General features: G+C 71.9%; 16 protein-coding genes and 2 pseudogenes. 10 read left to right on the plus strand and 8 right to left on the minus strand.

Going from position 1 to position 16,530, the window contains the following annotated elements; all coding sequences use genetic code 11:
- Together GA0115240_RS20515 and mce are read right to left on the minus strand one after the other, a co-directional pair.
- Window positions 1-571 (minus strand): annotated as a pseudogene (locus GA0115240_RS20515) (hypothetical protein); the annotation flags it as partial.
- Window positions 572-726: 155 nt separating this feature from the next.
- The gene (gene mce / locus GA0115240_RS20520) at window positions 727-1,242 is read right to left on the minus strand and encodes a methylmalonyl-CoA epimerase (protein ID WP_093738316.1); all 516 of its coding nucleotides are present in this window, start codon (window positions 1,240-1,242) and stop codon (window positions 727-729) included.
- A 140-nt stretch (window positions 1,243-1,382) separates the two neighbouring features.
- On the opposite strand from mce, the pseudogene GA0115240_RS20525 reads away from it, so the two are divergent.
- Window positions 1,383-2,580: pseudogene (locus GA0115240_RS20525) on the plus strand (acetyl-CoA C-acetyltransferase).
- A 102-nt stretch (window positions 2,581-2,682) separates the two neighbouring features.
- Complete coding sequence (gene meaB / locus GA0115240_RS20530) at window positions 2,683-3,666, plus strand: methylmalonyl Co-A mutase-associated GTPase MeaB (RefSeq protein WP_093738318.1); 984 nt, start codon at window positions 2,683-2,685, stop codon at window positions 3,664-3,666.
- Between the two features lie 38 nt (window positions 3,667-3,704).
- Here meaB and GA0115240_RS20535 read toward each other — a convergent pair whose 3' ends face one another.
- The 5 genes from GA0115240_RS20535 to GA0115240_RS20555 form a co-directional block, all read right to left on the minus strand.
- The gene (locus tag GA0115240_RS20535) at window positions 3,705-4,190 is read right to left on the minus strand and encodes a MarR family winged helix-turn-helix transcriptional regulator (RefSeq protein WP_176725125.1); all 486 of its coding nucleotides are present in this window, start codon (window positions 4,188-4,190) and stop codon (window positions 3,705-3,707) included.
- Window positions 4,191-4,310: 120 nt separating this feature from the next.
- Complete coding sequence (locus tag GA0115240_RS20540) at window positions 4,311-4,982, minus strand: AIM24 family protein (protein ID WP_202451580.1); 672 nt, start codon at window positions 4,980-4,982, stop codon at window positions 4,311-4,313.
- Between the two features lie 74 nt (window positions 4,983-5,056).
- Window positions 5,057-5,707 (minus strand): AIM24 family protein, encoded by a 651-nt coding sequence (locus GA0115240_RS20545; RefSeq protein ID WP_093738322.1) that lies wholly within the window; start codon window positions 5,705-5,707, stop codon window positions 5,057-5,059.
- Window positions 5,707-6,345 carry an AIM24 family protein gene (locus GA0115240_RS20550; RefSeq protein ID WP_093738324.1) on the minus strand — a complete coding sequence of 213 codons (639 nt, stop codon included), beginning with the start codon at window positions 6,343-6,345 and terminating at the stop codon, window positions 5,707-5,709. Before GA0115240_RS20550 ends, GA0115240_RS20545 begins: the two co-directional genes overlap by 1 nt.
- Window positions 6,346-6,348: 3 nt before the next feature.
- Window positions 6,349-7,185, minus strand: coding sequence for a DUF2127 domain-containing protein (locus GA0115240_RS20555; protein ID WP_093738326.1), 837 nt, complete (start codon window positions 7,183-7,185; stop codon window positions 6,349-6,351).
- Window positions 7,186-7,477: 292 nt separating this feature from the next.
- Here GA0115240_RS20555 and GA0115240_RS20560 point away from each other — a divergent pair, with 292 nt between their 5' ends.
- Both GA0115240_RS20560 and GA0115240_RS20565 read left to right on the plus strand, forming a co-directional pair.
- On the plus strand, window positions 7,478-7,852 hold the full coding sequence (locus GA0115240_RS20560) for a DUF3817 domain-containing protein (RefSeq protein ID WP_093738328.1): 375 nt from the start codon (window positions 7,478-7,480) through the stop codon (window positions 7,850-7,852).
- On the plus strand, window positions 7,849-8,142 hold the full coding sequence (locus tag GA0115240_RS20565; protein WP_093738330.1) for an MTH1187 family thiamine-binding protein: 294 nt from the start codon (window positions 7,849-7,851) through the stop codon (window positions 8,140-8,142). Before GA0115240_RS20560 ends, GA0115240_RS20565 begins: the two co-directional genes overlap by 4 nt.
- A gap of 33 nt (window positions 8,143-8,175) precedes the next feature.
- Here the strand turns inward: GA0115240_RS20565 and GA0115240_RS20570 are convergent, their stop codons facing one another.
- Complete coding sequence (locus GA0115240_RS20570) at window positions 8,176-9,162, minus strand: ArsR/SmtB family transcription factor (RefSeq protein WP_093738332.1); 987 nt, start codon at window positions 9,160-9,162, stop codon at window positions 8,176-8,178.
- A gap of 70 nt (window positions 9,163-9,232) precedes the next feature.
- Between GA0115240_RS20570 and GA0115240_RS20575 the strand changes: the two genes are divergently transcribed.
- The 6 genes from GA0115240_RS20575 to GA0115240_RS20600 all read left to right on the plus strand — a co-directional run bounded on the left by GA0115240_RS20575 (window position 9,233) and on the right by GA0115240_RS20600 (window position 16,494).
- A complete protein-coding gene (locus GA0115240_RS20575; protein ID WP_107407177.1) occupies window positions 9,233-10,537 on the plus strand; it encodes an MFS transporter in 1,305 nt (434 codons plus the stop codon).
- A gap of 153 nt (window positions 10,538-10,690) precedes the next feature.
- Window positions 10,691-12,241, plus strand: coding sequence for a murein biosynthesis integral membrane protein MurJ (gene murJ, locus GA0115240_RS20580; RefSeq protein ID WP_093738346.1), 1,551 nt, complete (start codon window positions 10,691-10,693; stop codon window positions 12,239-12,241).
- Between the two features lie 108 nt (window positions 12,242-12,349).
- The gene (locus GA0115240_RS20585; protein ID WP_093738334.1) at window positions 12,350-13,699 is read left to right on the plus strand and encodes a L,D-transpeptidase; all 1,350 of its coding nucleotides are present in this window, start codon (window positions 12,350-12,352) and stop codon (window positions 13,697-13,699) included.
- A gap of 10 nt (window positions 13,700-13,709) precedes the next feature.
- On the plus strand, window positions 13,710-14,216 hold the full coding sequence (locus tag GA0115240_RS20590) for a MarR family winged helix-turn-helix transcriptional regulator (protein WP_093738336.1): 507 nt from the start codon (window positions 13,710-13,712) through the stop codon (window positions 14,214-14,216).
- A 74-nt stretch (window positions 14,217-14,290) separates the two neighbouring features.
- Window positions 14,291-14,632, plus strand: a complete 342-nt coding sequence (locus GA0115240_RS20595; protein ID WP_093738338.1) for a DUF3817 domain-containing protein — start codon at window positions 14,291-14,293, stop codon at window positions 14,630-14,632.
- Window positions 14,633-14,793: 161 nt separating this feature from the next.
- Window positions 14,794-16,494, plus strand: a complete 1,701-nt coding sequence (locus tag GA0115240_RS20600) for an acyl-CoA mutase large subunit family protein (protein WP_093738340.1) — start codon at window positions 14,794-14,796, stop codon at window positions 16,492-16,494.
- Window positions 16,495-16,530: the final 36 nt, after the last annotated feature.

Below are 16,530 nucleotides of genomic sequence, written 5' to 3' on the forward strand. Positions count from 1 at the left end.
CCCGGCGCAGCAGCTGCTCGGCCTCGGTGCGGGCCGCCTCGGCGTCGGCGGTCAGCCGCTGGCTGGTCTGCTCGGCGACCCGGGTGGCCTCGCTGCGGGCGGCGGTGAGCGCCGCCTCGGTCTCGGCGCGGGTCTCGTCCAGCAGCCGGCGGGCCTGCGACTCGCTGCGGGCGCGCAACTGCTCGGCCCAGGCGACGTTCTCATTGACGTGCGTCTCGACGGTGGCCCGGCGCTCGGCCAGCTCCTCGTCGAGCTGGCGGCGGCGGGCGATCGCCTCGGCGTGCCATTCGGCCTCGAAGCGGGCCTGGTGCTCGGCCTGCTCCTGGAGCAGCCGCTGGGTCTGGGCGCGGGCCTCGCGCAGCTCGCGCTCGGCGTCGGTGCGCAGCTGGTCGGCCTGGATCTGGGCGTTGCGGAGCAGCTGGTCGGCCTGGTGGCCGATGTTGTCGTAGGCAGGGCGTGCGGCCAGATTGCGGCGCGCCTCGTGCAGCTTGGCGCGCAGCACCTCGACCTGGTATCCGAGGTCGTCGGCGTGGTCGACGGCCTTGCCCCGCTCGGTCCGAAGCCGTTCCATCTCGGCTTCGAGCAGCGAGAGGTGGTCGTCAGCCCGGTAGCTGTCGTTGCCCCGCACTCCGCGGTCCCATCGGTCTCCTGGCGTCCTCACCCGCCAACCGGGTGAGATTCTCGGTACTTCCGCCGGTCACTCTACCGGGCAGCGCGGGGGTTGGGTCAGTGGTCCACAGTGCCCTCCTGCGCCGCGGGGGGCTCCTGCGAGGACTTCGCCGAGGACTTCGCGGAGGTCGTCGCGGGGGACTGGGCGGCGGACGGGGCGGCGGTGACGAGTTCGGTCAGCACCCCGTGGCAGTCCTTCGGATGCAGAAAGGTGATCCGGGAGTCCATCGAACCGCGGCGCGGCTGGTCGTACAGCACCCGTACGCCCTTGTCCCGGATGCTTTCGGAGTCAGCGGCGACGTCCTCGGTGCCGAAGGCGATGTGGTGCACCCCCTCGCCGTTCTTCGCCAGCCAGGTGCCGACGGCGGAGTCCGCGCGGGTCGGCTCCAGCAGCTGGAGGTAGGAGGCGCCGCCGTCGGAGGTCCCGTTGATCTTGAGCATGGCCTCGCGGACGCCCTGCTCCTCGTTGATCTCGCGGTGGAAGACCTCGAAGCCGTAGGTGGCACGGTAGAACTCGGCGGTCGCGTCGAGGTCGAAGCAGGCGATCCCGATGTGGTCGATGCGCGTCAGCATCCACCCAGTGCAGCGTATGGATATGTGGTGACGCAACGTGCGCGCCATCACACGTTCCGCCGGGTGACCTCGGCGCTACCGGTCAGTACATTTGAAGATAACCCTCGTTAACTCAACTCTTCGGCCGAAGGGGCAGCACCATGAGCAGCCAGGCACGTACATCCGTGATCGTCGCAGGTGCGAGAACCCCGATGGGCCGGCTGCTGGGCAGCCTGCGCGCCTTCTCCGGCGCCGAGCTCGGCGGGTTCGCGATCAAGTCCGCGCTGGAGCGGGCCGGTATCGGCGGCGAGCAGGTCGAGTACGTGATCATGGGCCAGGTGCTCCAGGCCGGCACCGGGCAGATCCCGGCCCGCCAGGCGGCGGTCAAGGCCGGCATCCCGATGAGCGTGCCCGCGCTGACCGTCAACAAGGTGTGCCTGTCCGGGCTGGACGCCATCGCGCTGGCCGACCAGCTCATCCGGGCCGGCGAGTTCGACATCGTGGTGGCCGGCGGCCAGGAGTCCATGACCAACGCGCCGCACCTGCTGCCCAAGTCCCGCGAGGGCCACAAGTACGGCGCGATCGAGATGCTGGACGCGATGGCGTACGACGGCCGGCCTCACCGACGCCTACGAGAACATCGCGATGGGCGAGTCCACCGAGCACCACAACACCCGGCTCGGCATCGAGCGGGCACCCCAGGACGCCTTCGGGGCGCTGTCCCACCAGCGGGCCGCCGCCGCCCAGAAGAACGGCCTGTTCGACGCGGAGATCACCCCGGTGGAGGTCCCGCAGCGCAAGGGCGACCCGGTGGTGCTCAGCAAGGACGAGGGCATCCGCCCGGAGACCACCGCCGAGTCGTTGTCCCGGCTGCGGCCGGCCTTCTCCCCGGAGGGCACCATCACGGCCGGCACCTCCTCGCAGATCTCCGACGGCGCCGCCGCGGTGGTCGTGATGAGCAAGGACAAGGCGCTGGAGCTCGGCCTGGACTGGCTCGCCGAGATCGGCGCGCACGGCAATGTGGCCGGCCCGGACAACTCGCTGCAGTCGCAGCCGTCCAACGCGATCAACCACGCGCTGGCCAAGGACGGCCTCACCGTCGACGACCTCGACCTGATCGAGATCAACGAGGCGTTCGCCGCGGTCGCCGTGCAGTCGATGAAGGATCTGGGCGTGACACCTGAAAAGGTGAACGTGAACGGCGGCGCGATCGCGCTGGGGCACCCGATCGGCATGTCCGGGGCCCGTATCGTGCTGCACCTGGCCCTGGAGCTGAAGCGCCGGGGCGGCGGAACGGGCGCCGCGGCGCTGTGCGGCGGCGGCGGCCAGGGCGACGCCCTGATCATCCGGGTGCCCTGACCACCCGGGGCGGCCCGGGTGCGGGCGCCCTCGTCTTCCCGGCGCCCGCAGACCGGCGCGCCCCGAGTCCGGTTGGTCGCGTCGACGGTGAACGGAGTGCTCATGGCGGACGTCGCCACCCTGGTCGAGCAGGCGCGGGAGGGCAGGCCGCGCGCGGTGGCCCGGCTGATCTCGCTGGTGGAGGGCGCGTCACCGCAGCTCCGCGAGGTGATGGCGGCCCTCGCCCCGCTGACCGGCGGCGCGTATGTGGTGGGCCTGACCGGCTCGCCCGGCGTCGGCAAGTCCACCTCCACCTCGGCGCTGGTCACCGCCTACCGCAAGGCGGGCAAGCGGGTCGGCGTGCTCGCGGTCGACCCCTCCTCGCCGTTCTCCGGCGGGGCGCTGCTCGGCGACCGGATCCGGATGTCCGAGCATGTCTCCGACCCCGGCGTCTACATCCGCTCCATGGCCACCCGCGGCCACCTCGGCGGCCTGGCCTGGGCGGCCCCGCAGGCGATCCGGGTGCTGGACGCGGCCGGCTGCGACGTGATCGTGGTCGAGACGGTCGGTGTCGGCCAGTCCGAGGTCGAGATCGCCGCCCAGGCGGACACCTGCGTGGTGCTGCTCGCGCCGGGCATGGGCGACGGCATCCAGGCCGCCAAGGCGGGCATCCTGGAAATCGGTGACGTCTATGTGGTCAACAAGGCGGACCGGGACGGCGCGGACGCCGCCGTCCGCGAGCTCCACCACATGCTCGGCCTGGGCGCGTCCCGCGGCGCCGGCGACTGGCGCCCGCCGATCGTGAAGACCGTCGCCGCCCGGGCCGAGGGCATCGACGAAGTCCTGGAGGCGCTGGAGAAGCACCGCGCCTGGATGGATGAACGCGGGGTGCTGGCCGAACGCCGCCGCAGCCGGGCGGCACGGGAGATCGAGACCATCGCCATCACCGCGCTGCGCACCCGGCTCGCCGACCTGCGCGGCGACGCCCGGCTGTCGGCGCTGGCCGCCCGGGTCACCGAGGGCGCCCTGGATCCGTACGCGGCGGCCGACGAACTGGTGGCCGGGCTGACCGAGGCGGGGCCCGCCGGACCGGGGCAGCGCGGCTGAGGTCCGGGCGAGAGCCGGGCGGGCGGTGGACCGCCGGCTCAGCGAGCGCGTTCGGCGCGCAGATGGTCGGCCACCGGGAGCAGCGCGCGGTGGTAGCCGGCCAGGTCCTCGGCGGAGATGAGGTCGATGAAGTGCGCCCGGACCGAGGCGACATGGCGGGGCGCCACCTGGCGCATGGTGTCCCAGCCCTGCTCGGTGAGAACGGCGAACAGGCCGCGGCGGTCGGACTCGCAGTTCTCCCGGCGGACGAGGCCGGCCGCCTCCATCCGGGTGATCTGGTGGGACAGCCGGCTCTTCGACTGGAGGGTGGACTTCGCCAGATCACTCATCCGCAGCCGCCGGTCGTCGGCCTCGGAGAGGTTGACCAGGATCTCGTAGTCGTTGTTGGTCAGCCCGAAGGGCTGCAGGTCCCGCTCCATCTGATACATCATCAGCCGACTGACGTCGAGGTGGATGCGCCAGGCCCGCTGCTCGTCCGCACTCAGCCAGTTGGTGGTGGCGCCGTCCGGGGTGTCGATCTCCATGAGGCTAATTCTACCGGCGGTTGAATGGCGGAATACCGTCAGGGTAGCCGAACGATCACGGGGGGTGCTCCCTTGCCCCCGGTTCGGCGGCTTTCGGGCCCGAAATCTCGAACGGCCGTACTAACGGCCGACTCCCGGTACCCCCGGGCCGGCCGCCGCGGGAACGCCGCCCGTCTCCCGTTCCCCCATCAGCACCTCGGTCGACTGCAGCAGCACCTGCCCGGCCCCGGTGAACTCGTACTGGTGCTCCTCGCCGGTGGCGCCGCCCAGCCCGGTGAGCTGCCGGATGCCGCCCAGCACCCCGCGCAGATAGGCGTGGTCGTAGTGGTGGCAGGGCGACGGGCAGTCCGCCCAGCCGACCAGCGCCTGCGGGTCCACCCGGATCGGCGGCTCGACGAAGTGCACCGCGCCGTTGGAAGCGGCGACGAACGTGCCGGTGCCGATCAGCGTCAGGAAGCCCGGGATGATGGACTGCTTGAGGGCGAGCCCCGGCTGGTAGGCCAGCAGATTGCCGGACCGGATGGTGAGATTGCCGTTGTCCAGGTCGTAGGAGTTGATGTCGTACGACCGGTCGGCGAGCAGCATCTTGCCCTTGCCCTGGGCGACGACCCAGTCCGCGGCGTACAGCGGGGAGTGGAAGTTGGCGGCGACCAGGCCGTCGAGCGGGCCGTGGCCGATGCCGTGGAAGTCGATCCGGCCGTAGTAGGCGATCATCTTCCCCTTCTGCAGGAACCACTGCCCGTTCAACTCGACGCTGAAGGCGTACGGGTTGACGTTGTCGTCGGACGGCAGCGTGGCGGGGTCCCAGACGACGGGGCCGCCGGCCTGCGGCGCGGGCGGGACCGAGGGCGGGGGCGGGTACGGGCTCACAGCTTCTCCTCCGACGCCTGGACGTACACCGTGCCCTGCCCGGACAGCTCCAACTGGAAGCCCTCACCCGAGCCGCGGCCCACCATCTCGCGCCAACCGATCGCCGCCGTCAGCTTGTTGCGCACCTCGCCGCGGTGGGCGACATACGCCTGCGGATCGACGTGCACCGGGCGCTGCGGGCCGATCGGCAGCTCGACGACGCCGCCGTGCGCCATCACCGCCACCGAGCCCTTGCCCTGCAAGGTGGTGGTGAACAGGCCCTGGCCGGTGGCCTGGCCCCGGATCACGCCCATCACCCCGCCCTGCGAGCCCATGAACATGGTCCCCTGCCGCAGCGAACCGTCGAAGGCCAGCAGTCGGTCGGCCTCCACGTACAGCGTCTCGCCGGTCAGGTCCACGGTGTGGATGTGGTGGCCGCCGTGCCCGAACATCACCGAGCCGCTGCCCTCCACGGTCATCAGCGGCGTCGCCTCATTGGCCAGCCGCCGGCCGATCATCGCCATCGCCCCGCCCTGCCCGCCGGTGATGCTCGGGGTGAACGAGACCGCGCCGCGATAGGCCAGCATCGCGCCGCGCTGGCTGAACATCCGCTGCCCGGGGACGATCGGCGCTTCCACCATCTTGGAGTTGATCCTGGTGAACGGCACTACAGCTGCCCCCCGATCGTGACGCGCTCGCTGGGCTGGACGTACACCAGGCCCTCGCCCTCGAAGCGGATCTGAAAGCTCTCGCCGGACCCCTCACCGACCAGCGTGCGCCAGCCGATCGCCGTCTGGAGCTGCTGGCGCAGCTGGCCGGTGTGGGCGATGTACGCGCCCGGGTCGACGATCAGCGGGTACGCCGCCGACACCCGCAGCACGATCGCCGGTCCGTCGGACATGATCGCCGCCTGGCCGGCGCCCTCGACGGTGGTGGTGAACAGCCCGTTGCCCTGTGTCGCGCCGCGCAGCCCGGTGAAGGTGGTGCCGGTCCGCAGCGACGGCTCGGTGACCAGCAGATTGCTCGCCTCCACGTACAGCTTCTCGCCGTTCAGCCGGACCAGGTTGATCTCGGTGGCGCGGTCGGCGAAGTAGCAGGTGCCGTGGCCCTTGACCTCCATCACCGCCATCGCCTCGCCGGTGATGCGGCGGGTGACCAGGCCGCGGATGCCCTCGCCGCCGCCGGCCATCTTCCTGAACGTCATCTCGCCGTCGTAGGCGACCATCGCGCCGTTCTTCGCCTTGACCGCGTCCCCGCTGAGATCGACGGCGAGCATGCGCGAGCCCTGCAGCCGGAAAATCGCCATGGTTCAGACGGTATCCGCAGGGGAGCGGTGGCGTACCGGAAGCGGCTGCTTCGGCTGCTCCCCGCCGTCCGCGGCCGGTTCGCCGGCTCCCGCCGCGTGCTCGACCTCCAGCAGCGAGGCGCCGCGCCGCTCCGCCTCGAAGGCCGCGTGCCCGCCGCGCAGCCCGAACAGCCGCTTGCCGAGCAGGATGTAGAGGACGGCCAGCACATTCAGCGCCAGCGTGGCGATCTTGAACCAGCCGACCTTCTCGGTGAGTTCGTAGATCTCGATCGGCAGGAAGGCGGCGGTGGCCACTACCGTCAGATACTCAGCCCACCGCTTGGCCCACCACAGGCCGAAGCCCTCGACGATCTCGATCAGCGCGTAGGCGAGCAGGCCGCCGGCCGCCACCTGGAGGGTCGACTTCTTGTAGTCGAAGGTCTTGCGGATCGTGTCGACGACCGGGGAGTGGTCCAGGTCGTAGTGGAAGTGGTCGGCCACCGGCCTGAACACGGTCAGGTCGTTCTCGAAGAGCTGGTGCACCGCGTCCTGCGAATTGCTGAACTTCCACACCGCCCAGGCGGCCAGCACGATGAGCAGCCCGCGCAGCACCCGCTCGACCGCCAGGAAGCGCAGGATCAGCAGATCGCGCAGGGCCCGGCCGCGCGGCACCAGCGGCGCCCGGTCGGCCGGCCCGCGGCCGTGCGGCTCGCCGAGGACGAAATCGCCGCAGCGCAGGCAGCGCCAGACCGGGCCGACGGCGGTGGCGGCGGTCAGCTTGCCGCGCAGGCCGGGCTCGTCGGGCGCATACGTGATGTGGCCCTTGCGGGCGCAGTGGCGGCGGTCCCAGTCGATGCTCATCGCGTGTTCGGTCCCCGTCCTGGTGTCCGTGCCGGTGCCCCTGCCGGCGTCCGGGTGGCGGCGTCTGCGTGGAGGGACGTTATCGGGTCGGCCGGTGGTTGCCGACCCCCGGGAGGGGGCGCCTGCGGCGGGCCGGTGATAATGGGGAACAGCTTTGTGATCACGTTCACAAGGTGCGTGCACGCCGGGTCGGCCGGGCTCGTTCACTCGATCTCATGGGCCCATTGTCCCTTACTGTCCTGATTGCAGATCCTGTCGTGTGTCCTGTCCGTCCATCGACCGTGAGGTTCTCGTGGAACTGAAGACCGCCCGCGCACTGCGCCGGCTGCAACTGATCTCCGCCCCGGAGGCGGTGTCGTTCCTCCTGCTGCTGGTCTGCTCGGTGCTCAAGCGCACCACGGACTTCAATGCCGTCCCCACCATGGGCATGGTGCACGGCGTGCTCTTCTTGATCTGGGTGGCCTTCTGGGGGCTGGCCTGGTACCGGGCCCAGTGGCCGTGGCGCCGCTCCGCGCTGTACTTCCTGCTGTCGGTGCTGCCGACCGGCGGCTTCTTCGCCGAGCGGATGCTGGCCCGGGAGGGCGCGGCCGCGGTGGTCGCCGCGCGCGAGGCCGCGGCGGGCGTCCCGGCCGGGCGGGGCTCGGCCGACACGGTGGGTGCGGCATGATCGTCGCCTTCTCCGTCAGTCCGGTCGGCGTCGGCGAGGAGGTCGGCGCGTACGTGGCCGAGGCGGTGCGGGTGGTCCGAGCGTCGGGCCTGCCCAACCGCACCGACGCGATGTTCACCTCGATCGAGGGCGAGTGGGACGAGGTGATGGACGTCGTCAAGCGGGCGGTGGCCGCCGTCGAGGCGCGCGCCCCCCGGGTCTCGCTGGTGCTCAAGGCCGACATCCGGCCGGGCGTCACCGACGGCCTGACCGCGAAGGTGGAGACCGTCGAGCGGTATCTGGCGCCGTAATCCGGGGGCCGTGAGTCGTAAGCCGGGGGCGGACTACAGCAGCCCGCCGGTCGCCACCGCTATCCCCAGCGGCGTCCGCTCGTACAGCACCTGGTGCCCGTAGCGGCGCGACGCCAGCAGGCCCGCGTCCCGCAGCACCACCAGGTGCCCGGAGATCGAGGACATCGCCAGCGCGTGGCGGTGGGACAGGGCCGTCGTGGTGGTGGGCGCGTCGAGGCCGCTGAGGATGGCCGCCCGGTTGGCGCCCAGCAGCCGGATCAGCGCGGTGGAGGCGGCCGGCCCGGTCTCGGCCCACAGGCCGCCGATGCCGCGGGCCGGATAGACCACGGTCGGCTGCCAGGGCGGGTCGAACGCGCTGCCCGCCTCCGGCCAGAAGAACACGCTGGGCACCAGGACCAGGCCCTGCCCGGCCGGCTCCGGCAGCCGCGGCGCGTTCACGGCCGCGGTCAGCGCGCCGTCGGACCAACTCAGCTTCGGGTGCAGCCCGGTGAACAGCCGCTGCATGCCGCCGTCCGCCAACCGCCGGGCGTGGTAGGCCACATCGGCCTCCAGTACGGCGCGCAGCCGCGGCCAGTGCGGGAACAGCAGCGACGACCACACCTGCTCGTACAGTCCCGCCAACTGCCGCACCGCGCCGCGCGGGTCGGCCAGCATCGCCCGGCCGCGGCGGCTCCGGTCGGCTCCCGGGGTCTGGGCCAGGGCGGCGGCGATCTGCCGGCGCGCGGTCTCCGGCGGGGTGGCCCGGATCGCCGCCAACTCCTCCTCCAGCGCCGCCAGCGGCGCGTCCGGCAACGGGTGCAGGAAGTCCGGGTCGTGACCGTTGTCCGGTGAGATCAGCCGCAGCGCCGCCAGATCGAGGCCGGCCGCCGCCGCGCGCACCTGGCGCAGCCAGGGCAAGTGGTAGCCGTGCCGGTCGGGCCGGGAGAGTGTCCGGATCGCGCCCTGCGTCTCGCGCAACGGGGAAATCGCGAAGCGGCACCGCAAAAGGTCCTCTGCCGCAAATCGCATACGAAACGACATCACGACCCCCAAGATTCGGCTGTGCACGAAAGACTACGACGCGTGGGGCCAATGCCACCAGTGTGATGTCATGACAACGGACAGCGAGCACTCTCCTCGCGGTGGCAACTCCACTTCGCCGGGACGCTCAGACGCCGCTCCCATCACCCCCGGGAGCACGGAAGACGCCCCCAGCAAGTACGGCGCGGTGTTCGCGGTCCGCGAGTTCCGGCCGATCTTCGCCGCCCATGTGCTGTCCGTACTGGGAAGTGTTTTCGCCGAGGTCTCCCTGGCGGTACTGGTCTTCCGCCAGACCGGCTCGGCGCTGCTGACCGCCCTGATCTTCGCGCTCGGCTTTCTGCCCTACGCGCTCAGCGGCATCCTGCTGTCCGGCATCGCCGACCGCTTCCCCACCCGCGCGGTACTGGTCGCCTGCGACCTGGTGTGCGCGGGCTGCGTCGCGGTGATGGCGGTGCCCGCCACCCCGATCGCGCTGCTGTTCGTGCTGCGCACCCTGGTGTCCATGGTCACCCCGCTGTTCACCGGCGCCCGGGCGGCGAGCCTGGCCGACATCCTGCACGGCGACCTGTTCGTCCTGGGCCGCTCGCTGGTGCGGATCGTCTCGCAGAGCTCGCAGATCGTCGGCTACGGAGTCGGCGGCCTGGTGCTGGTGTGGCTCTCGCCGCGCACCGCGCTGATCGTGACCATCGGCACCTTCCTGTGCTCGGCGCTGCTGCTGCGCTTCGGCACCCGCGACCACGCGGCCCGGGTGACCGGCAGCGGCGCGATGATGCGCGACTCGATCGCCTCGGCCGGGCGGCTGTTCGGCAGCCCCCGGATCAGGGCCCTGCTGCTGATGTGGTGGCTGCCGCCGATGTTCTGCGTGGTGGCCGAGGGGGTCGCGGCTCCCTTCGCCGACGCATCCGGCGCCGGCACCGCCGGATTCGGGGTGCTGCTCGCGGCGATGCCGGCCGGCACCGTCATCGGCGAGCTGACCGCCGGCACCCTGCTGGGCCCGGCCAGCCGGGAGCGGATCGCGATTCCGCTGGCCGCGTTGTCGATGGTGCCGTTCGTGTGCTTCGTGGTGCATCCCTCGCTGCCGTTCGCCATCGTGCTGCTGATGTGCACCGGGCTGTGCATGGCCTACTCGCTGGGCATCGACAAGTGGTTCGTGCTCGACGTGCCCGAGGAGATGCGCGGCCGGGCCATGTCCCTGCTGGCCGCGGGCATCATGACGCTGCAGGGCGTCGGCATGACCGTCGGCGGGGCCGTCGCCGAATGGGTGCCGCCCTACGCGGTGATCGCGGGCGCCGGCGCGCTCGGCTCGCTGTCGGTGCTGCCCGTCCTCAAGTCGGTGCGCCGGACCCGCCGGATCGGAGCGGTCCGGGCCGCCTGAGATCCGCCGTCCGCCGCCGCAACCGCCCGGGCCGGCCCCGGCGTCCGGCAAGTGGGGACGCAGCGGGAAAGGCCACGGGTGACTTCGGCAACAGGAGTGCGGGACCGGCACACGGACGCCCGGCAGCCTTCGCTGCGGCGCAGCGGCGGGCTGATGATGGCCGGCTCGCTGGTGTCGCGGGCGACCGGCTTCGTGCGGCTGGCGGTGATCACCGCCGCCGTCGGCACCGCCGCCTCCGGTGACGCCTTCGGGGTCGCCAACACCGTGCCGAACATCGTCTACGCGCTGCTGATCGGCGGCGCCCTCCAGTCCGTCTTCGTGCCCGAACTGGTCCGCGCCGCCCGCGAACACCCCGACGGCGGGCAGAAGTACACCGACCGGCTGCTCACCATGTGCGCGGTGGCGCTGCTCGCCATCACCGCGCTCGCCGTGCTGGCCGCGCCGCTGCTGGTCAGCGCCTACGCCCCCGACTTCACCGGCGCCCAGCGGGAGCTGACGGTGGCGCTGGCCCGCTGCTGCCTGCCGCAGATCCTCTTCTACGGTGTGTTCACCCTGCTCGGCCAGGTGCTCGGCGCCCGCGACCGGTTCGGCGCGATGATGTGGACGCCGGTGCTCAACAACATCGTGGTGATCGCGGTGTTCGGCCTGTACCTGGCGCTCGCCCACGGCGGCATCGGGCACCGGGACGCGCTCGTCCTGGGCCTGGGCAGCACCGCGGGCATCGCCGTCCAGGCGCTGGCCCTCGTCCCGTCGCTGCGCGCGACCGGCTTCCGCTGGCACCCGCGCTTCGACTGGCGCGGCGCCGGACTGGCCGCGCCGGTGCGGGCCGCGAGCTGGACACTGGCGCTGGTCCTGGTCAACCAACTCGCGTACTGGGTGGTGACCCGGCTGTCCACCTCCGCCGGACAGCACGCGCTGGCCGCCGCGCACGGCACCGGGGCCGGCACCGGCGTCGGCTACGCGGCCTACAGCAACGCCTACAGCCTGTGGGTGGTGCCGCAGGGCATCGTCACGGTCTCCCTGGTCACCGCGCTGCTGCCGCGGATGAGCCGGGCCGCGGCCGACGGCGACCACACCGCGATCGGCGCCGACCTGAGCCGCGGTCTGACCGTCTCCGCCACCGCGGTCGTCCCCGCCGTGCTGGCCTTCCTCACCCTGGCACCGCAGATCACCGGCGTCGTCTTCCAGCACGGTGCCACCACAAACGCGGACGCCGCCGCCATCGCCTGGATGCTGATCGCCTTCGCCCCCGGACTGCCTGCCTTCGCCGGCCAGTACCTGCTCGCGCGCGGTTTCTACGCGCTCGGTGACACCCGCACCCCCTTCTTCCTCAATGTCGTCATCGCTACCGTCAACGCCGCCGCGTCCGCTGCCTGTTACGCCCTCCTCCCGGCCCGCTGGGCCGTGACCGGCATGGCCGGCGCCTACGCGGTGGCCTGCACCGCCGGCCTGATCTGCACCACCGCCCTGCTGCGCCGCCGCCTGGCCTGGCGCCCACGTGTCCTCGCCCACCACCTCCGGCTCGCCGCCGCCTTCCTCCCCGGTGCCGCCCTCGCCCTGCTCACCGCCCACCTCTGCACCGACCGGCTGGGAACCGCACTCCCCGGTGACCTGACCGGCCTCGTCCTCGGCGCCGCTGCCCTGGTCCTCCCCGCGCTCGTGCTGGCCAAGCCGCTGCGCCTCAACCTCCACCCGAAAGGCTGAAGTTCGGGCCCGGACCGGGTTGGGCGCCGCGGCGGGTGAGAACACTGGGTGACGTACGCCAGGAAGCGGCAGGAACAGGAAATACGACAGGAATACGGCAGGAACACGATGGGGACGATCAGCGTGCACCGCAGGCGTATATCCCGCTTCGTGCGGTCGGCCGTGCCCGCCGTGTCCGCCGTGCTGCCCGCCGTGCCCGCCGTGCTGCTCGCCGTGCTGCTGGGCGCCGCCGGATGCACCGGGGACTTCGGTCCGACGGCCGGCGCCGATGCCAAGGGCGGTGCGCGGCCCGGCGCGACCACCCCGGCCGCCGCCCGGATCACCGTCCGGCCGGCCGCCGGCACGACGGGCGTCGACCCCGGCGCGCCGGTACGGGTGACGGTGGCGGGCGGCACCCTCGACACGGTCGGCGTCACCGCCGACGGGCCGGCCGCCGACGGGGTGTCCCCGGTCGAGGTGACCGGCGCGCCCGACGCCGCCAAGGACACCTGGACCTCCGACCGGACGATGACGCCCGGCACGTCGTACACCGTGCGCGTCACCGCGACCGGCCCCGCGGGCACCGCGGTCTCGGCCACCAGCACCTTCCGCACCCGGCCCGCCGCCGCGGTCAACGGCGTCACCCCGGCCCCGCTCGGCCGCGCGGTGGTGGGGGTCGGCCAGCCCGTGTCGCTCGCCTTCGACCGGCCGGTGCGGGACAAGGCGGCGGTGGAGAAGGCACTCGCCGTCACCACCACCCCTGCGGTGCCCGGCAGTTGGGGCTGGCTGACCGATCCCACCACCGGCGTGCAGCGGGTGGACTGGCGCCCGGACACGTACTGGACCCCCGGCACCGAGGTGACGCTCACCGCGAGGCTCAGCGGTATCGACACCGGCGGCCACCGCTATCTGCGCCGCGATGTCAGGGAGACCTTCACCATCGGCCCCGCCCGCGTCTCCTATGCCGACCTCAGGGCGCACACCATGCGGGTCACCGAGCACGGCCGCACGGTGCGGACCATCAGGATCTCGGCCGGCCGGCCCGCCTACCCGACCTGGAACGGCGCGATGGTGGTGATGAACAAGCAGTCCACCGTACGGATGACGTCGTCCTCGGTCGGTATCGCGCGGACGGCGGCCTCCGCGGACTTCTACGACCTGGCCGTCAAGGACGCGGTCCAAATCACCACTTCCGGCACGTTTGTGCACGCCGCGCCCTGGAACGACGCGGTGATGGGGGTGCGGAACGCCAGCCACGGCTGCATCGGGATGAGCAGCGCGGACGCGGCCTGGTTCTTCGCCCGGGCCGCCCCCGGCGACGTGGTGACCGCCAGCGGATCCGCCCGGGCCACCGTGGACCGGGGGAACGGGTACGGCGAGTGGAATCTGAGCCTGGCCCAGTGGCAGGCGCTGAGCGCTCTGGCGGGACGCGGCACTCCTGCCCGGCAAGCAGCCACCGCCGCGAAGGCCGCCGGATAGGCTCGGCCGCGTGCCAAAGCCCCTGAATCTCCCCTTCGACCCGATCGCCCGCGCCGACGAACTGTGGACGCGGCACTGGGGCGGCGTGCCCTCCATGGCCGCCATCACCTCGATCATGCGGGCCCAGCAGATCCTGCTGAGCCAGGTCGACGCGGTGGTGCGGCCGTACGGGCTCACCTTCGCCCGCTACGAAGCGCTGGTGCTGCTCACCTTCGCCAAGGCCGGGGAGCTGCCGATGTCCAAGATCGGCGAGCGGCTGATGGTGCACCCCACATCGGTGACCAACACGGTGGACCGGCTGGTGATGGCCGGCCTGGTCGACAAGCGCCCCAACCCGAACGACGGCCGCGGCACCCTCGCCTCGATCACCGACAAGGGCCGGGAGATCGTCGAGTCCGCCACCCGGGAGCTGATGGCGATGGACTTCGGCCTCACCGTCTACGACCAGGAGGAGTGCGGCGAGATCTTCGCGCTGCTGCGCCCGCTGCGGATAGCGGCGGGGGACTTCGACGAGTAGCCCCGGCGGCCGGGCGCCCGGGCCGACCGCTCCCCGCCGCCGAGGCGATTTCGGGAGCGGATACGCTCGGAGCCATGAAATCCAGCGTGCTGACCCGCTACCGGGTGATGGCCTATGTGACGGGCGTGCTGCTGATCGCGCTCACCCTCTCCGTCATCGCCGAGTACGTCCTCGACATCGACGGCGCGAGCAAGGTGACCGGCATTGTCGGCTTCGCCCACGGCTGGCTGTACGTCGTCTACCTGGTCTTCGCCTTCGACCTGTGCAACAAGGCGAAGTGGCCGATCAGCCGGATGGCCTGGGTGCTGCTGGCCGGGACGGTGCCGACTGCCGCGTTCTTCGTGGAGCGCCGGGTGACCCGGGAGCTGGGGCCGAAGGTGATCGTGCGGGAGAGCGCCGAGCCGGTCAAGGTCTGACCGGCCCGGACCGGAAACGACGAGTTCCGTCTGGTTGCGTCGGGTTCCGACGGGTGCCGACCGGCTTCGACCGGCTTCGACCGGAACTGAGAGGCGGCTCACCCACATGGTGGGCCCCGCCTCATCGACATTTACTTGGACGTCCAAGTAAATTCGACGGTATGGACGCCCACGGCATTGAGACAGGCCGCCAGCGCTGGCAGGCACGCTATGACTCCGCGCGCAAGCGCGAAGCCGACTTCAGCACCCTCTCGGGCGATCAGGTCGAGCCGGTGTACGGGCCCCCGCCCGGCGCCGACGTGCCCGGATTCGAGCGGATCGGCTGGCCGGGAGAGTTCCCGTTCACCCGCGGGCTGCACGCCACCGGCTACCGCGGCCGGACCTGGACCATCCGCCAGTTCGCCGGCTTCGGCAACGCCGAGCAGACCAACGAGCGCTACAAGATGATCCTGGAGGCCGGCGGCGGCGGCCTCTCGGTCGCCTTCGACATGCCGACGCTGATGGGCCGCGACTCCGACGACCCCCGCGCGCTGGGCGAGGTGGGCCACTGCGGGGTCGCCATCGACTCCGCCGCCGACATGGAACTGCTGTTCAGCGGTATCCCCCTGGGCGAGGTCACCACCTCGATGACCATCTCGGGCCCCGCGATCCCGGTCTTCTGCATGTACCTGGTCGCCGCCGAGCGGCAGGGCGTGGACCCCGCGGTACTCAACGGCACCCTGCAGACCGACATCTTCAAGGAGTACATCGCCCAGAAGGAGTGGCTGTTCGCCCCGGACCCGCATCTGCGGCTGATCGGCGACCTGATGGAGCACTGCGCCACGTCCATCCCGGCGTACAAGCCGCTGTCCGTCTCCGGCTACCACATCCGGGAGGCGGGCGCGACGGCCGCGCAGGAGCTGGCGTACACGCTGGCCGACGGCTTCGGCTACGTGGAGCTGGGCCTGTCCCGCGGGATGGACATCGACGACTTCGCGCCCGGCCTGTCCTTCTTCTTCGACGCGCACCTGGACTTCTTCGAGGAGATCGCGAAGTTCCGCGCCGCCCGCCGGATCTGGGCCCGCTGGACGCGCGACACCTACGGTGCCACCACCGACAAGGCCCAGTGGCTGCGCTTCCACACCCAGACCGCCGGGGTGTCGCTGACCGCCCAGCAGCCGTACAACAACGTGGTGCGCACCGCCGTGGAGGCGCTCAGCGCCGTGCTCGGCGGCACCAACTCGCTGCACACCAACGCGCTGGACGAGACGCTGGCGCTGCCCAGCCAGCAGGCCGCCGAGATCGCGCTGCGCACCCAGCAGGTGCTGATGGAGGAGACCGGCGTCGCCAATGTCGCCGACCCGCTGGGCGGTTCCTGGTACGTGGAGGCGCTGACCGACCGGATCGAGCAGGACGCGGAGAAGATCTTCGACCGGATCAAGGAGCTGGGTGCCAAGGCGGTCCCCAGCGGAAATCACCCGATCGGCCCCATGACCTCCGGCATTCTGCGCGGTATCGAGGACGGCTTCTTCACCGGGGAAATCGCCGAGTCCGCCTTCCGCTACCAGCGGGCCCTGGAGAAGGGCGAGAAGGGCGTGGTCGGCGTCAACCGCAACACCGGGTCGGTCACCGGTGACCTGGAGATCCTCCGGGTCAGCCACGAGGTGGAGCGGGACCAGGTCCAGGCGCTGGCCGGCCGCAAGGCGGCCAGGGACGAGCAGGCGGTGCAGTCCGCGCTCGCCGCGATACTGGCCACCGCCCGGGGCGAGGGCAGCATGATCCCGCCGATGCTGGACGCGGTACGGGCCGAGGCGACGCTCGGCGAGATCTGCGGGGTGCTGCGCGACGAGTGGGGCTCGTACACCGAGCCGGCCCGCTTCTGACCCAGCGCGCGCTCCCGCGCCGCCCGCCGCCCGCCG

It is taken from the genome of Streptomyces sp. DvalAA-14 (genome assembly GCF_900091855.1).
Classification (GTDB): domain Bacteria; phylum Actinomycetota; class Actinomycetes; order Streptomycetales; family Streptomycetaceae; genus Actinacidiphila.